Source organism: Roseomonas sp. WA12, from assembly GCF_054165765.1.
Genome location: NZ_CM135108.1, coordinates 3360656 through 3381185 on the forward strand (window position 1 = coordinate 3360656; position 20530 = coordinate 3381185).

17 protein-coding genes are annotated in these 20530 nt (G+C 64.9%); 7 read left to right on the plus strand and 10 right to left on the minus strand.

Annotated elements, in window-relative coordinates; translation table 11 throughout:
* Positions 1-5 precede the first annotated feature (5 nt).
* Entirely contained in the window at positions 6-1016 is a 1011-nt protein-coding gene (locus ACVBD7_RS16120; RefSeq protein ID WP_458094250.1) for an anion permease, read from the plus strand.
* Between the two features lie 512 nt (positions 1017-1528).
* Here the strand turns inward: ACVBD7_RS16120 and ACVBD7_RS16125 are convergent.
* The 6 genes from ACVBD7_RS16125 to ACVBD7_RS16150 all read right to left on the minus strand — a co-directional run bounded on the left by ACVBD7_RS16125 (position 1529) and on the right by ACVBD7_RS16150 (position 10101).
* Complete coding sequence (locus ACVBD7_RS16125) at positions 1529-2608, minus strand: ABC transporter ATP-binding protein (RefSeq protein WP_458094251.1); 1080 nt, start codon at positions 2606-2608, stop codon at positions 1529-1531.
* Positions 2605-4803: an ABC transporter permease gene (locus ACVBD7_RS16130; RefSeq protein WP_458094252.1), complete on the minus strand. Its 2199-nt coding sequence runs from the start codon at positions 4801-4803 to the stop codon at positions 2605-2607. Before ACVBD7_RS16130 ends, ACVBD7_RS16125 begins: the two co-directional genes overlap by 4 nt.
* A gap of 7 nt (positions 4804-4810) precedes the next feature.
* Entirely contained in the window at positions 4811-5839 is a 1029-nt protein-coding gene (locus tag ACVBD7_RS16135) for an ABC transporter substrate-binding protein (protein WP_458094253.1), read from the minus strand.
* A gap of 70 nt (positions 5840-5909) precedes the next feature.
* Positions 5910-7001 (minus strand): ABC transporter ATP-binding protein, encoded by a 1092-nt coding sequence (locus ACVBD7_RS16140; RefSeq protein ID WP_458094254.1) that lies wholly within the window; start codon positions 6999-7001, stop codon positions 5910-5912.
* Positions 6998-8740: an ABC transporter permease gene (locus ACVBD7_RS16145; protein WP_458094255.1), complete on the minus strand. Its 1743-nt coding sequence runs from the start codon at positions 8738-8740 to the stop codon at positions 6998-7000. The genes ACVBD7_RS16140 and ACVBD7_RS16145 overlap by 4 nt, the downstream gene beginning before the upstream one ends.
* A gap of 5 nt (positions 8741-8745) precedes the next feature.
* Positions 8746-10101, minus strand: a complete 1356-nt coding sequence (locus ACVBD7_RS16150; protein WP_458094256.1) for an ABC transporter substrate-binding protein — start codon at positions 10099-10101, stop codon at positions 8746-8748.
* Positions 10102-10885: 784 nt separating this feature from the next.
* Between ACVBD7_RS16150 and ACVBD7_RS16155 the strand changes: the two genes are divergently transcribed.
* The 3 genes from ACVBD7_RS16155 (at position 10886) to ACVBD7_RS16165 (ending at position 13733) form a co-directional block, all read left to right on the plus strand.
* Positions 10886-12355: a PAS domain S-box protein gene (locus tag ACVBD7_RS16155; protein WP_458094257.1), complete on the plus strand. Its 1470-nt coding sequence runs from the start codon at positions 10886-10888 to the stop codon at positions 12353-12355.
* A 172-nt stretch (positions 12356-12527) separates the two neighbouring features.
* Positions 12528-12710: a CsbD family protein gene (locus ACVBD7_RS16160; RefSeq protein ID WP_458094258.1), complete on the plus strand. Its 183-nt coding sequence runs from the start codon at positions 12528-12530 to the stop codon at positions 12708-12710.
* A gap of 135 nt (positions 12711-12845) precedes the next feature.
* A complete protein-coding gene (locus tag ACVBD7_RS16165) occupies positions 12846-13733 on the plus strand; it encodes a hypothetical protein (RefSeq protein ID WP_458094259.1) in 888 nt (295 codons plus the stop codon).
* 121 nt (positions 13734-13854) lie between these two features.
* Here ACVBD7_RS16165 and ACVBD7_RS16170 read toward each other — a convergent pair whose 3' ends face one another.
* Entirely contained in the window at positions 13855-14106 is a 252-nt protein-coding gene (locus ACVBD7_RS16170; RefSeq protein WP_458094260.1) for a hypothetical protein, read from the minus strand.
* Positions 14107-15155: 1049 nt separating this feature from the next.
* On the opposite strand from ACVBD7_RS16170, the gene ACVBD7_RS16175 reads away from it, so the two are divergent.
* A complete protein-coding gene (locus ACVBD7_RS16175; protein ID WP_458094261.1) occupies positions 15156-15476 on the plus strand; it encodes a hypothetical protein in 321 nt (106 codons plus the stop codon).
* A 182-nt stretch (positions 15477-15658) separates the two neighbouring features.
* On the opposite strand, the gene ACVBD7_RS16180 is transcribed toward ACVBD7_RS16175, so the two are convergent.
* On the minus strand, positions 15659-15880 hold the full coding sequence (locus ACVBD7_RS16180; protein WP_458094262.1) for a hypothetical protein: 222 nt from the start codon (positions 15878-15880) through the stop codon (positions 15659-15661).
* A gap of 274 nt (positions 15881-16154) precedes the next feature.
* Here ACVBD7_RS16180 and ACVBD7_RS16185 point away from each other — a divergent pair, with 274 nt between their 5' ends.
* A complete protein-coding gene (locus ACVBD7_RS16185) occupies positions 16155-16949 on the plus strand; it encodes an N-acyl amino acid synthase FeeM domain-containing protein (RefSeq protein ID WP_458094263.1) in 795 nt (264 codons plus the stop codon).
* Positions 16950-17254: 305 nt separating this feature from the next.
* The gene (locus ACVBD7_RS16190; protein WP_458094264.1) at positions 17255-17731 is read left to right on the plus strand and encodes an OmpW/AlkL family protein; all 477 of its coding nucleotides are present in this window, start codon (positions 17255-17257) and stop codon (positions 17729-17731) included.
* A gap of 13 nt (positions 17732-17744) precedes the next feature.
* Here the strand turns inward: ACVBD7_RS16190 and ACVBD7_RS16195 are convergent, their stop codons facing one another.
* Together ACVBD7_RS16195 and ACVBD7_RS16200 are read right to left on the minus strand one after the other, a co-directional pair.
* Entirely contained in the window at positions 17745-20057 is a 2313-nt protein-coding gene (locus ACVBD7_RS16195) for a putative bifunctional diguanylate cyclase/phosphodiesterase (RefSeq protein WP_458094265.1), read from the minus strand.
* Between the two features lie 2 nt (positions 20058-20059).
* On the minus strand, positions 20060-20509 hold the full coding sequence (locus ACVBD7_RS16200) for a methyltransferase family protein (protein ID WP_458094266.1): 450 nt from the start codon (positions 20507-20509) through the stop codon (positions 20060-20062).
* Positions 20510-20530 lie beyond the last annotated feature (21 nt).

A 20530-nucleotide genomic window follows, 5' to 3' on the forward strand; every position in this document is an offset into this window, starting at 1 on the left:
ACTGCGTGACCGCCGTCAGCATCGGACTACCACTCCTCGTGGCCCTCGTCGCCATCGCCCTCCTGTTCGATTTCCTGAACGGGCTGCACGACGCGGCCAATTCCATTGCAACCGTCGTCTCCACCCGCGTGCTGGCGCCGCGCGTGGCCGTGGCCTGGGCCGCCTTCTTCAACTTCATCGCCTTCCTCTTCTTTGGCCTTCACGTCGCAAATACCATCGGCAAGGGCATCATCGCAGCTGAGGCTGTCGATCCCGCCGTCATCGGCGGCGCGCTCACCGGCGCCATCGCCTGGAATATCGCCACCTGGATCTGGGGCATTCCCTCCTCCTCCAGCCATGCCTTGGTTGGCGGGCTAGTCGGGGCAGCGATCGCCAAGGCAGGCTTCTCGGCCGTTCTGTGGGGCGGCGTCGGCACAATCGCGGCGTTCATCGTCATCTCACCGCTTCTCGGCTTCCTGCTCGCGCTGCTGCTTGTGCTCATTACCAGTTGGGCCGCGCGCCGCTCCACTCCCTACGCGGTGGACCGGCGCTTCCGCGTGCTTCAGCTCCTCTCCTCTTCCCTTTTCAGTCTGGGCCACGGCGGCAACGATGCGCAAAAGACCATGGGCATCATTGCCATCCTCCTCTTCTCCCAGGGGATGATCGGCGAGACCTTCCACGTCCCTTTCTGGGTCGTCATCGCCTGTCATGCCGCCATGGGCCTCGGCACGCTGATGGGCGGTTGGCGCATCGTCCGCACCATGGGCTCGCGAATCACCGAGCTACGCCCTGTGCAGGGCTTCTGCGCAGAGACCGGCGGCGCCCTTTCGCTGTTTGGCGCCACCTGGCTCGGCATCCCCGTCTCCACCACTCACACGGTCACTGGCGCCATCGTGGGCGTCGGCGCCGCGCGCCGCGCGTCTGCTGTCCGGTGGGGCGTTGCGCGGCGTATTGTCTGGGCCTGGATCGTCACTCTTCCCGCCTCTGCCGCGGTGGGGGCGCTCGGCTACTGGCTGGGGGCGGGTTTCTTAAGCTGAGACAAGGGCGTAAACACGCCTCGGTCAATCCGGGGCATGTTCGTCTTCACTACTGGGGATAGCGTGCTACTCTGATCGAACGGCGCTATCTCCGTACTGCCTCGCCAGATGTCTAACGAGCAGACACAGATCGGACTCGTTCACCTTCCCGGCCGCCTCTGGCAGCGAGAACCACTGCCGCACGCGCTGTGCACGCTCCCACGAAGTACCCGTCCGGACATAGATTAGACCTCGGCTCGACGGTGGACGGCCAGGCTTGTCCATCTCATGCAATGACCAGGATCGCGGCGAGCCACGCGAAGTATTCCAGTTCAACTCATCCGGGCCTTAACGGTCCCGCGTAGCCCCGGCCTCTTCTTCAGGCCAATGCTGGAGCGGCCGCGACGCGAAAGCCCCACGCCAACGATAGCGGTACAGCCGTTGGGACAGCACCGGGGACGAACCGGGTGATGCACACCTTACGGGGAAGCCCTCGGCGGCCTTTGTTCAGCGATGCAGCGTAGCGGAGCCCACTACGGCGCCTCATGTCTGCCGGGCAGGAGCGCGGCGCCATGCCGTCCGAAACCTAGCCCGACGGTATCCCCGGACAGCGGAGGGGACCCGGCTGAGGAGGATACGACGAAGATTTCCCCGAGCGTCGTGGCGACCGTGTATTCCATTACGCCGCCCAGATAGGCTGCCTTCGAAACCGTGCCTGCCAGCATCGCCTCTGGATCCGCCGGGCCAAGCAGGGCAATCGCCTCGGGCCGCAGCGCCAACTCCGCCGGCCCGTCCGGCAGGTTTCGATGAGGAAGGATCAGGCGCGCCTCGCCGATCGAGACTTCGGCATCCACGTCATCCAGACGGCGCACCGTCGTGGGAATGCGGTTCGCCTCACCCACAAAGCCTGCCACGAAGGCGCTCGCCGGGCTCGCATAGAGCTCGCGCGGGGTGCCCTCCTGCGCGATCACAGCCTGGTTCATGACGATGATCTTGTCGGAGATGGCCAGTGCCTCCGCCTGGTCGTGCGTGACATAGACCACGGTGACACCGAGCCGTTGGTGAAGATCCCGAATCTCCTCCCGCATCTTGCGGCGCAGCCTCGCGTCAAGGTTGGAGAGGGGTTCGTCGAACAGGAGGACCGAAGGCTCCAGCACGAGGGCGCGCGCGACCGCCACGCGCTGCTGCTGCCCGCCTGACAGTTCCGAGGGTAGCCGGGCCTCGAAGCCGGCCAGCCCTACGCTCTCGAGTGCCGCTCGGCCAGCCTCCACCGCTTCCCGCTTCGGGCGGCGCGAGACGGTAAGGCCGTAGCAGACATTCTCCAGCATGGTCATGTGCGGGAAAAGCGCGTAGGACTGGAACACCATGGAGACGTCGCGCTCAGCGGGCGGCAGGGCGGAGACGTCCCGGCCACCGATCAGCACGCGCCCTTCACTCGGATACTCCAGCCCTGCGATCATCCGCAGCGTCGTCGTTTTGCCGCAGCCCGAAGGGCCCAGCAGGGTGCAAAGCGTGCCGGCCGGCACGGTAAAGGAGACGTCCCGAACGGCGACACTTTCGGCACCGAACCGCTTCCACACGTGCTCGAAGCGCACCTCTGCCGCGCGGCTCATGCGACCACTCCTCCTGGCTGGACGGGCAGCGCCACCGTCGTCCGTCGGCCGATCTGCCGCCTGCCGACGAGAAGCTGCGCCAGCCCTAGCATTACGATCATCAAAGCGATCAGCACGACCGCGACGGCGATGGCCAACCCGTAATCACCGTTGATCACTCGGTTGACGATGAAGACGGTTGCCAGCTCCGTATCGGCCGTGACCAGGAAGATGACCGCCGAGATGGTCGTCATCGCCCGCACGAAGGCATACACCAGCCCCGCCACGATCGCCGGTCGCAGCAGCGGCAACAGCACGCGCCGGAAGGCATCGCCCCCGCCGCCGCCCAGCGTATGGGAAGCCTCGTCAAGCGACGGGTCGATCTGCGCCATCGCTGCCATGCCCGACCGCAGCCCAACCGGCAAGTTCCGGAAAACAAAGCACGCCACGATGATCGCGCCCGTCCCAGCCAGTTCCAGCGGAGGCAAGTTGAAGGCGCGCAGATACGCGACGCCGATCACCGTACCCGGCACCGCGAAGGACAGCATGGCGGCGAACTCCAGCAGCCCTTTGCCCGCGAACCGCGTCCGCGAGAACAGCCAGGCCGCTGCGATACCCAAAGCCGCCGTGATCGGCGCCGAGATGGCGGCCAACGTCACAGTGGTGATCACGCTGTTCCAGGCGAGGCCGGTGAGCTGCCCGTCATTGATCTCAAAGGCCTTGACCATATGGCGCAGCGTGGGCGTGTAGTCGCGCCCCCAGACCTCGACGAAGCCGCCCGAGATGGCCAGCACATAGAGAGCGACCGTCAGCCCCGCCCAGGGTAGCACGACGGCGAGGCAGAGACGGCGCACCCCGGCGGGCAGCGGCGGCGCGAGCCCGCCGTCGCCCTTGCCACCAATCGAGACATAGGATTTGCGCGCTGTCAGCCAGCGCTGCAGCGAGAAGGCGCCGAGCGCCAGGGCAAGTAGAACGAGGGACAGTGTCGCCGCCCGCCCCGCATCCGCTTGCGCCCCAACAACAGCAAAGAAGATTTCCGTCGCCAGCACGCCGAACTGGCCGCCTAGCACCACCGGATTCCCGAAATCCGCCATACTCTCCACAAAGCCGAGCAGAAGGGCATTGGCGATGCCCGGCAACAGAAGTGGAAGCGTAACCGTGCGGAAGGTCTCGCGCGGCGTCGCGCGCAGCGTCGCGGAGGCTTCCTCCAACGTCGGGGAGAGGCCCTCCACCACACCGATCAGCACGAGAAAGGCGATTGGCGTGAAGGCGAAGAGCTGCGCGAGCAGCACGCCCGGTAACCCGTAGATCCAGCGCCCCAGCTCCCACCCGAACCAGGAGGAGGCAGCGGCAGAGACGATGCCCGAACGCCCGAAGATCAGGATCAATCCCAGGCCAAGGATGAAGGGAGGCGTCACGATCGGCAGCACCGTCAGCCACCGCAGCGGCCGGACCAGCTGCAGGCGCCCACGCACAACCAGCAATGCGAAAGCGAGGCCGAGCGCGGTGGTGCCGACCCCGACGAGGGTGCCGAGCAGCAGCGTGTTCCAGACCACCCCGCAGCGCGGTGCGCCGGTTAGGCAGGCCAGACTCCAGAGCCGGTCGTCGGCAAGTCGCCCGAACACGGCGCCGGCTGTCACCGCACCGCCGGGATCGCGGAAGCCGTCAACCAACAGCAGCAGCAACGGCAGTGCGGTGAAGATCGTGATGGAGAGAGTGACTGTGACTGCCACTGTTGCGGTAAAGGCGTCGCCGCGGAAGGCCCCCCGCCCGGCCAGACCAGACGCAAACAATCCAGCCAACGCCGCCGGCACCAGGGCGCCGCCCCAACCGATGCCGAACTGCCGGTCCTGCAGCGGCCCGAGAAGCGCTTCCAGCCAAGTCGCCGACCAGCCCTGCACGCCGATGGCATAGCCTTGCACAATCAGCAGCCCGAGGCCGAGCCCACCCACCAGCAGGAACAGTCCCGCCCGTGTCGGACGATCGAGGGGCAGCAGCGCCGCGAGCAGCCCGAGAAGTGGCGCGAGCACGGCCGGCCAAAGCCACCAGCGACCCTGGCTCAAAACCTGCCCGGCAGCGGGTGCAAAATCGGGGTCGAACAACCAGGCCGCAGCTGCGAACGGCACAGCGCCGATGCCGTCCTGCGTCAGGTACCATGGCAGCAGCAGCGCCGCTACGAGGGCGAGAGCGCTGCTCCAGAGGCCGGCTGCGCGCATGGCACGCTCAGCGCGGCAGCGTGTTTACCTCGCGGTCCCATCGCTCAATGAGGCGCCGCCGCTCGGCCGAGGCGCCGTACTTGGCAAAGTCGTAGTCGATAAGCCGGATCTGGGACATTTGCGGCGCCTCGGCCGGAACCGGTGACGCGCGGTTCGACGGCGTCTGGAACTGCTTGGTCTCCGCGCCGAGCGCCTGGGCAGCGGGGGTCAGCGCCCAGTCGTAGAAGCGCTGGGCATTCCGGAGGTTCCGTGCGCCCCGGATGATGGACATGGAGCCAACCTCGTAGCCCGAGCCCTCGCAAGGCACCGCGCTGGCCACGGGGAAACCGCCGAGACGCTCTGTCACTGCGTCATGCACGAAGGAGATCGACACCCCCGTCTCGCCTCGGGCAACGGACTTGATCGGTCCGGTGCCCTGGCGCGGATAGGCGTTGATGTTGCGGTGCAGGGCCTTCAGGTACTCGAAGGCCGGCTCCTCTCCCATGATCTGCACGATTGTCGCGATCATGACATAGGCCGTGCCCGAGGATTGCGGGTTGGCCATCTGGATCTCGTTGCGGAATCGCGGCTCCAGCAGGTCGCGCCAGCAGGCGGGCGCGGCGATGTTGCGGCGGGCCAGCAGTTCGGTGTTGAACCCGAAGCCGAGCGCGCCGGCATAGATGCCAACTGTTCGGTAATTGCTGTCTCGCGCCTGCTTCTGCGCCCAGTCATGCAGTTGATCGAGTGCGGGGGAGCGGTATTCTGCCGAGAGGTTCTCCTCAGCCGCCTGCAGGTGCGGGTCGCCCGTGCCGCCGAACCAGAGGTCACCACGAGGATTCTGCGCCTCGGCCCGGATCTGGGCGAGGACCTCGCCCGAGCCCTTCTGAGCCACCGACACGCGCACGCCGGTTTCGCGCTGGAAGGCGTTCGCGGCCGCTTGGCACCATTCGACCTGCACGGAACAGTAGAGGTTCAGCGTCCCCTGCGCCCGGGCAGTTCCACCACCGGCGAGAAGAGCCGCGCCTATCGCGACGGTCTGGATGACTCGGAGCAGCATAGACCATTCCCTCCCGGCCGGACTGAGCGCCGCCTGTCATCGAGATGCAACAAATACGTCATGCAGGCAATCAGCCAGCCAGCAACTTCACTCGCGCCGCATCCAACGCCAGTGCGGCGCGCCCACCGACGGCCAGATGCCCCTCCCCGCCCGTATGCGGCGCATCCACCAACACCTCCGCCCCGGCCACCCGCACGCCGTAACGGATGCTGGCGCCCAGGAACTCGCGATGCGTGATCTCGCCCTCAATCAGGCGTCTGCCGGCGGGGTCTGCGCCGGGTGGAAGGAGGGAGACATCCTGGGGACGGAAGACCAGCCGCGCGCACTCGGGCGCCGCCAGTCCGGCCGGCAGCGGGATACGGGTTCCGCCAGCGATCTCGAAAGCGGCGACGCCACCATCCCGTAGCACCGTGCCTAGCATGATGTTGGCCGTTCCCAGAAAGCCGGCAACGAAGAGGTTGGACGGGTGGTCGTACAACTCCATGGGTGTGCCGACCTGCTGCACCACGCCGTCATTCATCACCGCGATCCGGTCGCACACCGTGTTCGCCTCCTCCTGGTCATGGGTGACGAAGATGGTGGTCAGGCGAAGCCCCTGCTGCAGCTCTCGCAGCTCCCGCCGGACCTGCACCCGCAACCGCGCATCGAGGTTGGAGAGAGGCTCGTCCAGCAGCAGCACCATCGGGCGCACGGCAACGGTGCGGGCAAGCGCCACCCGCTGCTGCTGGCCTCCCGACAACTGGGCGGGCCGCCGATCCCCCATGCCCTCAAGGCCGACAAGCTTCAGCGCCGCATCCACCTTCGGGCCGATCTCGGCGCGGGGCACGCGGCGCTCCTCCAGCCCGAAGGCCACGTTGCGGCGGACCGTCATATGCGGCCACAGCGCGTAGGATTGGAACACCATGCCGACATCGCGCTTCCACGGCGGTAGGGCGGAGATGTCCTTGCCGCCTACCAGCACGCGGCCGCGCTGGGCCGTGTTGAAGCCTGCGATCAGCCGCAGCAGCGTGGTCTTGCCGCAGCCCGAGGGGCCGAGGAAGGCAAAGAACTCGCCCGGCCGGATCTCCAGGTTCACGTCCTTCAGCACGCGCGTCGTGCTGTAAGAGAGGTCCACCCCCTCGACGCGGATACCGGCGGGCTCACGGGCCAGCAGCTCGCTCATGCGGATCTCCTCCCGCCGCCGCGTTCGGCGACCAGATGGGACAGAAGGGTAGACAGGCCAACGATGACCACGGCGATGATGCCGAGCGCAGCCCCAGCGCCCCGGCCGGCCGGTGACTGCATGAACACGTACAGGCCATAGGCCAGCGGTGCGTCATTGCTGGATTGCACCAGCATCAGCGTGGCCGAGAGCTCCACCGCCGCCGTGGCGAAGGAGGTGATGAAGCCCGCCGCAAGGCCGCCAGCCATGAGGGGCAGCACGATCCGGCGAACAATGCTCAGGCGACGGGCCCCAAGATTCTCGGCAGCCTCCTCCAGGCTGGCCGAGATCTGCTGCATCGCCGCCATGCAGGCCCTCAGGGCGTAGGGCAGGCGCCGGACGGCCAGTGCCAGGACGATGATCCCCCAGAAGGCGGCGAGCGAGGTGCCGCCCGGCAGGGTGAGGCCGAAGAAGGTGCGAAGATAACCGATGCCCAGCACCAATCCCGGTACGGCAAGGGCCGACATGGCCAGGTAGTCCAGCCAGCGCGCTCCCGCCATCTTCGTGCGCAGCACGAGATAGACGATGGTGGTGCCGAGGATCACGTCGATCAGCCCCGCCAAGCCCGCATAGATCAGCGTATTGGTGATGTACTGCGAGCTCTCCGCGAAAACGCGCGCGTAATGCGCCAGGGTGTAACCATCCGGCAGCGGCGCGAAGGACCAGATCGTGGCGATGGAGAGCAGGAATAGCCCGAGATGCGGTGCCAGCACGAGCATCAGGATCAGGATGATCACCGCATAGGCCGCAACGGCCTGGCCGCGGGACATGCGCCGCCGCGCCAGCCCACCGCCGCCGCGCTGCATCGTCGCGTAGTCCTTGCCCCGCAGCGCAAGCGAGGAGATCCAGAGGGACAGCACGGAAAACAGGATCAGCACGACGGAGATGACGTAGCCGATGGGGTCTTCCAGCCCCACGGAGGTGATCCGGAGATAGGCCTGCGGCGCCAGCATCTCGCGCACGTTCAGCAGCAGCGGCGTTGCGAGGTCGTCGAAGACCTTGATGAACACGAGGCTGGCACCGGCGACATAGCCCGGCATGGCCAGCGGCAGCACGATGCGACGGAACAGCCGGAAGCCGTGGCTGCCCAGGTTCTGCGCGCTCTCCTCCATCGCCCGGTCGATGTTCTTCAGGCTGGCGACGAGGTTCAGCAGAATGAAGGGGAAGTAGTGAACTGACTGGACGAAGATCACTCCGTTCAGCCCCTCCATGAAGGGGATGTTGATGTCGAACCAGTCGCCAAGCAGCAGGTTCACCGTGCCGGTGCGGCTGAACAGCAGCCCCATCGCCACCGCGCCGGCGAAGGGCGGCATGATCAAGGGCAGCACGCCCAGCGTCTGGACGAGGATGGCGCCGCGAAACTCGAAGCGTGTCGTGAAGTACGCCAGTGGCAGCGCGATGAGGCTCGCCACCGCCACGGACATCAGCGAGACGTAGAGCGAGTTCAGGAAGCTCGTCCGGAACAGGTCGTTGGACAGGAAGTCGCCGAAATGCGCGAAGGTGATGCCTCCCGACACCCGGTCCTGGAAGGCGACCGTCACGACGGTGAGCACCGGCACCACCAGGAAGGCGAGCAGGAACAGCGCCACGAGCGCGAAGGCCACCGCCTCCCCCGGTCGCGCCGGCCAGAAGCCGCGTGCGGAGGGGCGGGGCGGTGCAGAGGCGGTGGCCTCGATGGCGGCAGTGACCGGCGTCGTCACGCGCTTCAGCCCGCCGCCTTCGCTGCATCAGCCGCCTTGGCGGCGGCTGCCTGATACTTCTCCCGCGCGAAGGCGGACCAGCGTTGCTCCAGCTCCGCCTGGCGTGGGCTGCCGGCGCGGCCGCTGAAGGCGCCTGTCATGGCGTCGGAAGAGGCTTCCGCCTCGGTGATCGGCATCGCGCTGATCAGGGCGCGCGCTTCCACCAGCAGCGCCCGGGCGGCGGGATTGTCCCTGCGGGCGAGCCGTGTCTCGACATCGCCGATCGCCTTGGTTGCGCGCTTCAGACCCTCCAGGTTGGTGCCGATGGTCTGGTCGTAAAGGGAATCGACCACTGCGTAGCGCTTGCCGGATTCCACCACATCGAAACGCAGGCTCGGCATGCCGATGGAGCCGGTGAAGGGGTTCGGATAGCCGGCCGGTGCCTTGGCATAGACCGCCGGGTTCACCGGCAGCCGGCGGATCGTCGGCTCCAGCAGGATCTCCTGCCCCTGGGTGGAGAGAAGGAAATCGATGAAGGCCTTGGCGCCAGCCAAGTTCGGCGGGTTCTTCACGATGGCGATGTTGGCCGGCACCACCGTGGTGACGGACGGATAAACGAACTTCACCGGGAAGCCCGCGCCTTGCGCCGAGAAGGCGAAGAAGTCGATCACGATGCCAATCCCGACCTGGCCGGAATTGACGGCATCCGGCACGCCGAATGAGCGCTCCGTGATCTGCCGCAGGTTGCCGGAAAAGCCCTTCACCGTGCCCCAGCCCTTCTCCCACCCTTCGCCCTGCAGGATGGTCTCGAGCGTCAGATGCGTGGTGCCGGAACGGGATGGCGCGGTGATGATGACGTGGTCGTGGTAAACGGGCTTCGCGAGATCAGCCCATTCCTTCGGCTCGGGCAGACGGTTGGCACGGGTGTAGCGCTCATTCCACATGATGCCGTAGCCCGAGGCCGCGAAGCCCGTGACGAACCCCTCCGGATCGTTGATCGTATAGGGACCGATCCTCTCCGGAATGCCCTGCGCTGTTGGACGGTAAGCCTCCAACAGGCCGGCGGTCTTCAGGACCTCGAATGCATCGGGCGCGGAGGCCCAGAACAGGTCCACGGCGTTGTTCGTGCGCGTCTCCTGGACGAAGCGGACGCCGGCGGTGGTGTTGCGGTTCTGGACGTCTAGCGTGATGCCGGGATGCGCGGCTTCGAAGGCCCGCTTGAACGGGCCAGTCACGTCATTCGAGAAGGAGGTAACAACGCTGACTTTTCCGGACACCCCTGCGCTCTGGGCCTGCGCAGCGCCGGCAATGGACGGGATGAGAGCACCAAGTGCGCGGCGGCTGATTGCGGTCTGCCCAGCCTTCCCAAGCTTCTTAGGCATCACTCCCTCCGTTACATTTTTATGACGAGCATCGTTCTGGGTCACTCTTTGAGAGCTGACAAGCCTCCTCACCTTTGGAATGTCTGCGAGTGAGAGATTGACCAGGTTCACCGCCTCACGATGGACGGGGCGAGTTGCCGGCCCTGGGCTTGGCCGTCCTGAGAAGACCCTGCTTCAGACCAGCCGTGGTGACGATGCTCTCCTGAGGGCTCCCTTGCGTGTCAGTCGTCGGAGATCACGAGCACCACATCCAAGCAGCCCGGTCCTGAGCAAGCTCTGGAACACCGCGTTGCAGGCGGCTGCGGGTAGGTTCAGAGGCACTTAAGCAAGTCGCCCGGAGTGCTGAAGGCCGAGGTCAGGAGCTGGGGAGGGTCAGGGCGGCGGGAAAGAAAATCGCCTCTGAGCTGGTGCGCTTTGCATTCTTTGGTCTGGAAACCAAGCGGCGATGTCCAGGCTGGAGCAGCGCGAGGCATTGCCCCAAATCCAACTACCGAAACGGGTAGGCACCGCTTCTCTTACAATGACTTCCCATTTACTTGCATTGCGATGGTACTGCTCATTGCTGGCCAGGCTTTCGCCCCCTTCACAAGTATCGAATCATCTATCTCCTCACCCGACGACTTGGCTGTTGGGCCGAGCCACCGGCCGGGTCAATCCTTGCTGTGCATCAGCTGTCAGAGCCGGAGTGCTTCAGCTTGGGCCAGCTACCAGAACAGGTCTCTACCTGCGGCTGCGGCTGATCCTCGGTGCATGAACTCGGTGCTGTAGCAGCCGTTCATCGTCCATGACCTCTCCTACCCCTCCGCACCATGCCGACACCCAGCAACTCCGCTCAATCATCGCAGGGGTGAGTGATGGGGTGGTCTTGATCGCTCCGGATCGGGGTATCGTTTGGGCCAACGGGCCCGCCCTGGCCATGCACGGCGTGGCGGAACTCAGCGAGCTTGGAAGCACCGCTGCCGGCTACCGCAAGCGCTTCGATCTGCGCTACCGAAACCGGCATCGCCTGCCGGAGGGCGAGTACCCGCTCGAGCGGATCATGTCCGGGGAGACTTTCGACGAGGTTGTGGTGGAAGTCGCGCCCGCGGGCGAGGCTGAGGCTCGCTGGACGCATCGGGTCCGCAGTCTGGTGCTGACCGACGAGGCAGGACTTCCTGACCTCCTGGTTCTAATCCTGCGCGACGAGACCGAGCGCTACGACGCCGAGGAGCGTTTCGAACGAGCCTTCAACGCCAACCCGGCCCCGGCCCTCATCCTGCGCCTCTCCGACCTCCGTCACATCCGGGTCAACCGCGGTTTTCTGGAGATGACAGGGTATCGGGAAGATCAGGTGATTGGGCGCTCTGCCTATGACGTGGATGTACTGGAAGGGGCGGCCCGACGGGAGCTGGCGGTGGAGCGCTTGGGAGAGGGACGCACCATCCCGCAAATGGAGGCGACGCTGCAGCTGCCTGACGGGCGTGAGAAGTGCGTCGTGCTGGCCGGCCAGCCCATTGAGATTGGCAGCACGGCTTGCATGCTATTCACCTTCGCCGATCTGGACGGGCGCCGGAACGCCGAGAGGGCCCTGCGGCAGAGCGAGGAGCGTTTCGCCCTGGCTTTCCGTGCCCTTCCCGTGCCGGCGCTACTGGCCACTGCGCACGAAGCTCGGATCTTGCTTGCCAATGACGCGTTTTGCTGGAGCACGAACCGCAAGGAGGCGGATGTAGTGGGCCGTACAGCTGAGGAGTTGCCGCTCTGGGCCGATCCAGTCGTGGCGGACAACCTAGCTGAAAAGTTCCGGAGGGAGGCGCGCTTGGCCGATGAGGAAGTCCTCCTGCATGTGCAGGACGGCACCGCCCTGGCCTGTGCAGTCTCCGCTACGCCGGTGGAACTTGGTGGCGAGCCCTGTATGCTCCTCGTCGCGCCCCGCGCCCCAGAGCGAGCGCGAACACGGGGCGAAATCGCAGCTGCTATTGCCGCAGCCATGACCGACACAGGAACCATCACGGCGCGGGTGTTGGACCACCTCGCCCGATCGGGGCCCGTGTTGTCCAAGGACAGCGCGCCGGCTGCTATCTCGGCGCTCCCGACGAGGGCGCGGGAGGTGCTGGAGCTGGTATCGCGTGGGTTGGACGACGCGGCTATCGCCGGGCAACTCGGCATCAGCCCGACTACCGTCCGAAACCATGTGAACGGGCTGTACAGAAGGCTGAAGGTCGGCTCACGCGCCCAGTTGGTCGTCTGGGCGCGCGAACGCGGCCTGGGCACCTGACGAGAGTTAGACCACGGCAGTCTGAACAAGCTGTTTCAATCATGCCGCTGATGCGAATGCATCAGGTGCTGCGTGCGTTCTGGGAGGGCAGCTCAAACCTGCCACGAAGGGGACCGTTGGTTGAGCGCAACCCGGGCCATCGCGGTCCGGGCCTCTTCGAAGGAACGAGAGCGTGGACAAGGATCGCATTGAAGGCGCGGCCAAGCAGGCCGTAGGCTCCGTTAAAGAAGTCTTCGGCAAGCTTACTGGCGATGCCAAGACCCAGGCCGAGGGCGCGGCCCAGAAAGCCGAGGGCAAGGTTCAAAATGCCGCTGGCAGCGTGAAGGACAGCGTGCGCGACGCGGCGGACCGGTAAGCCGCTCCACAGGTGACACAACACGGCCCGGCCGCACGCCGGGCCGCTCTGCAGTCCGGAGCCGCCTTACCGCGGCCAAGCGAAAGAGATTGTATGTCCTCCAATTACCCAGGCCTGGGACCTGCGGGAAGCGCCGTGCCGCCGACCGTTGCCGTCTCCCTGCCGCGCGTGTCCTGGGGCGCGGTCCTGGCCGGCGCCATCGTGGCCCTGGCGATCGGCCTCATGCTCAACGTCCTTGGCGCGGCTGTGGGCGCGACCCTTGTGGACACGACGGCGCGCGACACCCCGGCGGCTTCCAGCTTCGGCATCGGCGCCGGAATCTGGCTGCTCGTCTCCAACCTGATCGGCCTCGGCGTGGGAGGTTACACCGCAGCGCGCCTGTCCGGTACGGCCAGCAACACCGATGCGACGCTCCACGGCATGGCCATGTGGGCGGCTTCCTTCCTGATCTCTGCCATGCTGCTTGGCAATCTTGTCGCCGGCGTTGCCTCGACCGCAGCAAGCGGCGTGACGGGAGCCATCGGCGGCATCGCGAGTGGTATCGGGTCCGCAGCCTCCGCTGTCGGTGGACAGGTCGCCAACCGCACAAGCACCGACGCTGCGCAGTCGGCTGCACAGCGCATCGTCGAACGGGCACAGAACGCCCTCGCCGGCGCTGGCAATGCTCCTGCAGCCATGACATCGGACCAGCGCAAGGCCGAGATCGCAACAGTGGTCGGGCGATGGGTGTCGGACGGGAACCTGTCTGGCGGTGACCGGGATCGGCTGAACGCCCTTGTAGCGGCCGAGTACAATGTCAGCCCGGAGGAGGCGCAGCAGCGCGTGGCACAGGCGGAGCAGCAAGCCAGGCAATCCTTGCAACAGGCCGAGCAGCGCGCTCGCCAGGCAGCCGACGCTGCTGCAAAGGGCGCATCTGTGGCCACGTTCTCCATCTTCCTGACGATGCTCTTGGGGCTGCTAGTCACCATCGTTGGCGCGCGGCGTGGCACACGCGACCGTCTGGCGCTCCGTAGCACCTATTAGCGCAACCTCGACCCAGAACCGCCCCAGCCTGCGTGTTGGGGCGGAGCAGCGTGTCTTCGAGTTCGTCTTGAAAGTGAATGTGACAGCAGCTCACAAGAGATGCAGAATCTAGTCGCAAGTTTTAGCTGCCATCCTGAATGGAACGCAGAGCCTTATCGAATGCTGCGGCCAACTCGGCCCGAATGTTCATCGCGTCAACAACACCGCCCGACATCAACGCCTCGTGCAGACAGAACTCCAACTCGGCCCGAAGGTTCAGAAGGGCTTTGACCTGGTTCTCCGCAGCTACTTCTCCCATCACCTTTCGAACCGCCTGCAACACCAACAACTCCAAGTCGAGGATGTGCTTTTGCGAGTTTTGGGACGATGACATGCAGGTCGGCCCTGACCACTAACGAACACTCATCTTCGACAAGAAAGTCCGGGGTTGGAATATGCAGTTTACTACCCGCTGATTGAGGCGAACTGGCAGACCGATGCGGTTGCATCATCTTAACTGTGCGAGAGCATCGGACTGCGAGCAGAACACTTTTCGCAGAGATCTCTCACCGGCGTGCTCTGCTCGCTTAGCATTCGCGTGCGCAGCGATCCCGTGATGGCGCAGGGTAGGAACGAGACTACGCCAGCTTCCAAACTTTTTCGGCTACGGCCTGTCCCACGAACGTGCAGCGAGCTGGCGCGAGGCAATAGAGGCGAAAAATCGGGCCGCTGGACCCGGTGCGTGTACATTTTCTAGAGCCCGGCCCGCACTCGGCACTACACGCCCTGTTTCGCGTTTCCGCCACCCATGTCTGCCTAGGTTTGCCGTTCATGCAGTCCTGAAGCGTTCGCGTGGTCTGCGATGAGACATGCCCGCTGCGCTATTTACGTCAGGACCTCCGCGCAGCGACCGAGCAGGGCTCGCCAACACCTCGACCCGGCCTAACCACCTCCCCGAAGTAGCGCGGGAGCCACACCCCCGAGCAGCGATTTGCGTTGATGGGGCAAGAAAAGATACAAAGACGCTCCTTAGGCAAGAAAAGAGACGGAGGACTGATGCCTGCCTGCAAGTGGATGATGGTCCGCGGGTGCATGCGCTGCATCGACGGCGTCTCGCCCAATCGGTTCCATGACAAGTGCTCCAGCCAGAATGCAGCGGTAGCCTCGGTGTCCGACCTGATGCAGGCCGACCTAGCCCACATACCGAGTGGCGGCATGGCAGTTGTCGCTCCTCCGCCTGGGACCGCCGGCCCATCTGCATACTCCCCGTTCAGCGGTAGCCCTGGAGGCTTTGTCGGGAGCCCCTCGCGAGATGGCGGTGGTTTTGGGAGCTCTGTGGGCAGCTCCCCGCTAGGCGCCGGTCGCCTCGGGAGCTCCCCGTCAAGCGCCGTTGGCCCTGGCAGCTTTGCCGAGGGCTCTCCGCCAGGCCGCGGAGGTCTGCTCGTGCGCGACGCCCTGACAGGCACTTGGTACGAGACAAGCGTCCAAGAGTTCCAGACTCAGCTTCCTACCGCGCCCAACGGCGATGTCGCCCCGTCCCCCTATGTGCCAGAGCTGACGCCTGGGCTTGGCGGCCCAGGTCTTCCCAGCCTGCCCGGACCGGGCGGCCTGCCAAATCTCCCAGGGACATGGCTCCCGCCGGACGGGCCGGCAGCCGTGATCAGCGAGCCCGGGGGCGTCTTCGTTGCCACCGTGCTGCTGCTGGCGGTTGCTGTGAGCAAGGCACGCGTCATCCTCACCGCCTCCTCGACGAGGAAGGCCTGAGGCGAGACCGACACAGCTAGCATAGCCCCGCCTCACACCGCGCCCTCTCCATCACAGGGCGTTCACCGGCCGGCACCACCTCTGCCGGGCTCCCGGCGCAGACAGCCTGTACGGCCGTCGTGGACTGCTGCGTGGCGCAAGGCTGCCATTGATGCCTTCTGGTGCTGGCCGAATCCGGGCTTTTAGGGCCGGGCCAAGCTCGCGAACTCTGCTTCGATCAGCAGCTGCGCCTCATCGGGCTCGATGAAGCCGGCGTCCACCACACCGTTACGCCAGCCATGCCAGTAGGATCGCGTCATATCCGTCTCGCCCATTAAGCCGGCCATGCCGTCCATGTAGCCGATCATGACCTCCGCCTCGTCGAGGAGGCGGTACTCCGCAACGGTTCTGACGGCGTCAAACATCCCGTTCCTTCCCACAAGGAGACCCACGCCTCCGGCCCGCAGTACGTCGGCAGGTTCCAAGCGAGGCTTATACACTCAGGTGCGTTGAGCATCGATCTACGTGGTTGTGAGAACTCTGCCGTAACAACCGAAAGTTGGCATCGGCCCCATCAACTCGAGGGGCTGATAGGTGTGCTTTGATCCACCTTAGGCAAAGAGAGCTCTGCGGTGATGCCCGGCTGGCATGCGGTAGCTACCATCTCCTCAGGGCAACGACCCCGACAGGAGAACTCCGATGTTTCACCGTACCAACACGCGCAACGTTACCCCCGCGCTCGACCATCCGGCGAGCACCGTGGCATCTTACCGCGGCTCTCACGTTGCGCCGCCGCCGCGTCGAAGGGTCGTCCCTGGCACGTCGGCCCGTGGCGCCATCTACACGGCGCGTTTAGCTACCTCCGACGAGGTCCGGGAGGATGCTTACCGGCTCCGCTACCGCAGCTACCTCGCCGGCGGCTTCATCAGTGAAAACCCGACGGGCCTCTTCCACGATCGCTACGACGGTTCTTCCAACGCCGAGACTGTCGTTCTGTACGACGACGACGCTCCTATCGCGTCGGTTCGTATCTGCATGCTGGAACGTGGAACGAGCTACACGTCTCCAGCCCTGGATACCTTTCCCGAGGAGGTAGGAGGCCTGCTCAATGCGCATCCGAACGACGCCTTTGCTGGCCGTGCCATTGAGGTCACCCGCCTGGTCCGCAGCCCGGAGGCGGAGAACAACCAGGGGCTCGTCTTCCTGCTCTATCGGATCGCTGGCTACGTTGCGCTCTGCCACCACACGCAGATCTTTCTTGCCTGCGTGCGGTCGAATCACGCTCCTTTCTACAAGCGCCTGGGTTACTCCGCGGCTTCCGAGCTGAAGCCTTATCCCGGTCTCAGCTGCCCGATGCTGCTCATGGCCAGCGACCGTCAGCGCTATGACGCAGTGCGTACCAAGGTCCCGATGATGGATCCCATGACGCACGCCACGAGCAACCTGGAAGGCTTCTATCGGGGAGAACCGGTGCAACTGTCCCTGATTGGCTGATTAAGGAAGAAAACTGTCCCGGGCAGCCCGATACCACACCCCTCGCACGAACTTGCCTGGTTCCACTCAATCGGAACGTGTGGCAAGATCGTGCGAGCAGTGGAATAGTGAACGTGCCACCATCTCTCCGCCTTCGTTACCTTGTCGCCAGCACTGTCATCGCGATTGCCGTCCCGCGCCCTGGTTTGACGCAGGGCGTCGGAGACCGGAGTGAAGCCTTCTTCGCTCGCGTGGGTTATGGCTTGGCATCTTACCGCACGACCGGGCGCGCCTCGGTCGCTGGCCAGCCGGTACCTGGGGCACGGGTGGCGCTCGACGACATATCATTCGCGGCTTTGGAGCTTGGCTGGCGCTTCTCGCCCGATTGGAGCGTTTCGGTGCTGGGCGGACTTCCCCCGACCGTCGCGCTGCGCGGGCGCGGCGACTTCTCGGACCAGGGACTTCTGCGAAAGGTGACCTACGGCGCGGCGCAAGTGGGATTTCAGTATCACCCCTTCACCCTGGGCCGCTTCGAGCCCTTCGTCGGTGCCGGTCTGAACTACACCGCGGTCTTCAGGACGCGTGGTGGCTCAATGTCAGAGCTTCGGGTTGCGGACAATGCTGGCCCCTATCTGCAGGTCGGCGGACTGCTGCATTTCAACGATCGCTTTTCCGCCTTCGTGGACGTTCGGAAAACCTGGATTTCTTTTGATGCCAAAGGCGTTGCGGGGAACCTCCCTGTGCGTGTCAGCATAGACCCCGACCCCGTATCCCTGACGCTCGGCCTTTCCTACAACTTCTAATCGGGGCCGCCCGTCAGGCCAGATACTCGGACTGGATCGCGGGCGGAGAGGGTGTCGGGCGGCCGAGAAGGTAGCCCTGGGCAAAGCGGATCCCGTTCTGATTAAGCCACTCGAGCTGGCTCGCATCTTCCACACCCTCGGCGACCACGTAGATATTCAGATCGAGCGCCATACGGGCGATCATCCGGTAAATCACCACGACTTTTCGCTCTGGCAGCTTCTGGGTGAAGGTGGCATCGATCTTAATGCCGCTCACCTCGACCTCATGTAGGTAGGTGAGGGACGAATACCCTGTACCGAAGTCATCGAGGACGATCTTCACGCCCATTTCCCGGATGGCGTCGAGTTGCCGCAGGGTCCTGTCATCCTGGTCGAGAAGAACGCTCTCCGTGATCTCGATGGCGAGGCGCTCTGGAGGAAGGCCACTCTCCTCTAATACCCCGGCGAGGATTTGCGGGAAGCGACCGGAGCGCAGTTGTCGTGGGGAGAGGTTGACGTTGACCTGGATGGGCTCCTGCCAGGAGACGGCATCGCGGCAGGCGATTGCGAGGACAATCTTACCGAGCTCCTCCATCAGGTCCGAGCGCTCAGCCGTCGTGATGAACTCGCTCGGTCCAATTGTGCCGCGCGTAGGATGGTTCCAGCGGACGAGGGCTTCGGCCGAGACGATGCGACGAGACCTCAGGTCCACGATCGGCTGGTAGAGAAGGCCGATCTGGTTGCTGCGTATGGCCTCAGCGAGTTCGCCTTCCTGGTTGATCAGGCTGCGGTGCTCCTCCTCAATCCACCGGTCGAAGAGATAGGCCTGGCCTTTGCCGCGCTCCTTGGCCTTGTAGAGGGAGAGGTCGGCCAACATCATCAGACGCTCGGATTCCTGGCCGTCCTTCGGGTGGGAGCTGACGCCGAGGCTGGCGCCGGGTTGGATCGTGATCCCTTCCACCTCGAAGATCTCACCGAGGCGTTGAGCCAGCCGCTGGGCCACTGCAAGGCCTTCTTCCCCGTCCGCACCCGCGATCAGCGCCGCGAACTCGTCGCCGCCAAGCCGCGCCCCGACGTCCTGCGGACGGATTGCCTGGTGAATGCGGCCCGCTATTTCCTGAAGCAACCGGTCACCGACTTGGTGGCCGTAGGTATCGTTGACGCCCTTGAAGTTATCGAGATCGATGAGGACCAGGGCGAACGACCGCTTCTCTCGGCACAGTGTGCGAACAGTTTCGACAAAGGAACGACGGTTGAGCAATCCGGTCAGGCTGTCGTGGTGGGCGAGGTAGTTGACCTTCTCGCTTGCTTCGTGCCCAGACGTGACGTCACGGCCGATGCCCCGGAAGCCGGCGGGACTGCCGCCCTCGCCAAAGACCGGGTGCCCGGTCAGCCGGAACCATCGGCGCCCCCCCACGCCCTCGCGCTTAACGAGCAGATCGCGGAAGGCCTGATGGTCCTGGAGACAGGCAGCCAGGTCCTGATACAGAACCTCCTCACCCCGCTCGGCGTCCGGGACGGTGGAGATGAGGTCAACCAGCAGGCGACCGTTCACCTGCTCGGTTGTCAGCCCAATGGCCTCGGCCATTTGGGCCGTTGCTTCGGTGATGCGGCCGTCGCGGTCCGTCTGCCACAGCCAGTCGGAAGATCCCTCCTCGTACTCCCGCAGGAATACGTTGACAGTCTCGATCTCGCGCTGAAGTGCGGCCCGAGCCTCGGACCGCCCGGTGAAAGTGACGTTGGTGAAGATAATGCCGAAGGTCGCGTAGGCGCAGAAAGAGATGAAGGCCGTAGCAGAATAGGCATCGGCGTGCGGCATGGCGAAACCAACCGCGTAGATGGACAGAATAGCATTGGGGATGAAGAAGGCGAAGGCCACCGCCATGGGAACACTGATAATGGGAGTGGAGACAACCCCGGAGGCGAGCCCCAAGAGGAGAACAGTCTGGTCAGGACGACCATTGATCGCGAAGAGGACGATGGTCGTCCCCCACGCGAGGCCGAGGCAGGCGTAGAGAATACGGGCATGGCGGAGGAAACGGTAATCGTCCTTCCGGCGCCACCACCGGATAGCGATCCCGGTGATCGCAGCGTAGAGGCCCAAAACTACTGCGACCATCGCCATCAGGGGCGGGTACTCGGTCACACCGAAAGCGAACGCGTTGACCCCGGCGTTGAAGCTCCCGGCCGCGCTGAAGAGGAGGCAGAGGAGGACCAGCAGGTTGCATTGGTCACGCATGACCGCCGCCTCCTGGTCGGTGGTGGGAGGCCGAAGCCGCATCGCGCGTCGAACCGTGTCCAGGGCAGTCCGAAGACGGGCCAGAAGCCCTTCGCGAATGGTCTGCATGGTCAGAAAACGCGCGGGAGGATCAGCCCAGTTCGCCTCCGATATTGCGCGTACTGCGTGGACACCGCGGAGCGCGCGAAATGCTCCTCCTCCTCACGCGCGGTCCTGTAATACCATGCGACGATAAGAAAGGCTGGCAACCACTGGATTGGTCCGGCGGCCACAGCGGTGCCGAGCCAACCCACACAGTACGCCAGATAGAACGGATGCCGCACGAGGGCGTAAGGCCCATCCATGTGGATCATGGTCGGGACGTTGTCCGTATGCGCGATAGCTGGCGGCCGCGCCCTGGTGGTCCGAACCGCCCACCAGAACAGAAATGCACTCCCCAGAAAGAGCACGAGTGCGACCGCCGCTGCCGTAGACCCCACACCTGACAGGATGACAATCGCGCCGAAGAGGATGAAGGCGGCTGTACTGCAGAGGGATAGATTCTTCATCCGGCGCGGCATACTGCCCTCAACTCGGAAGTG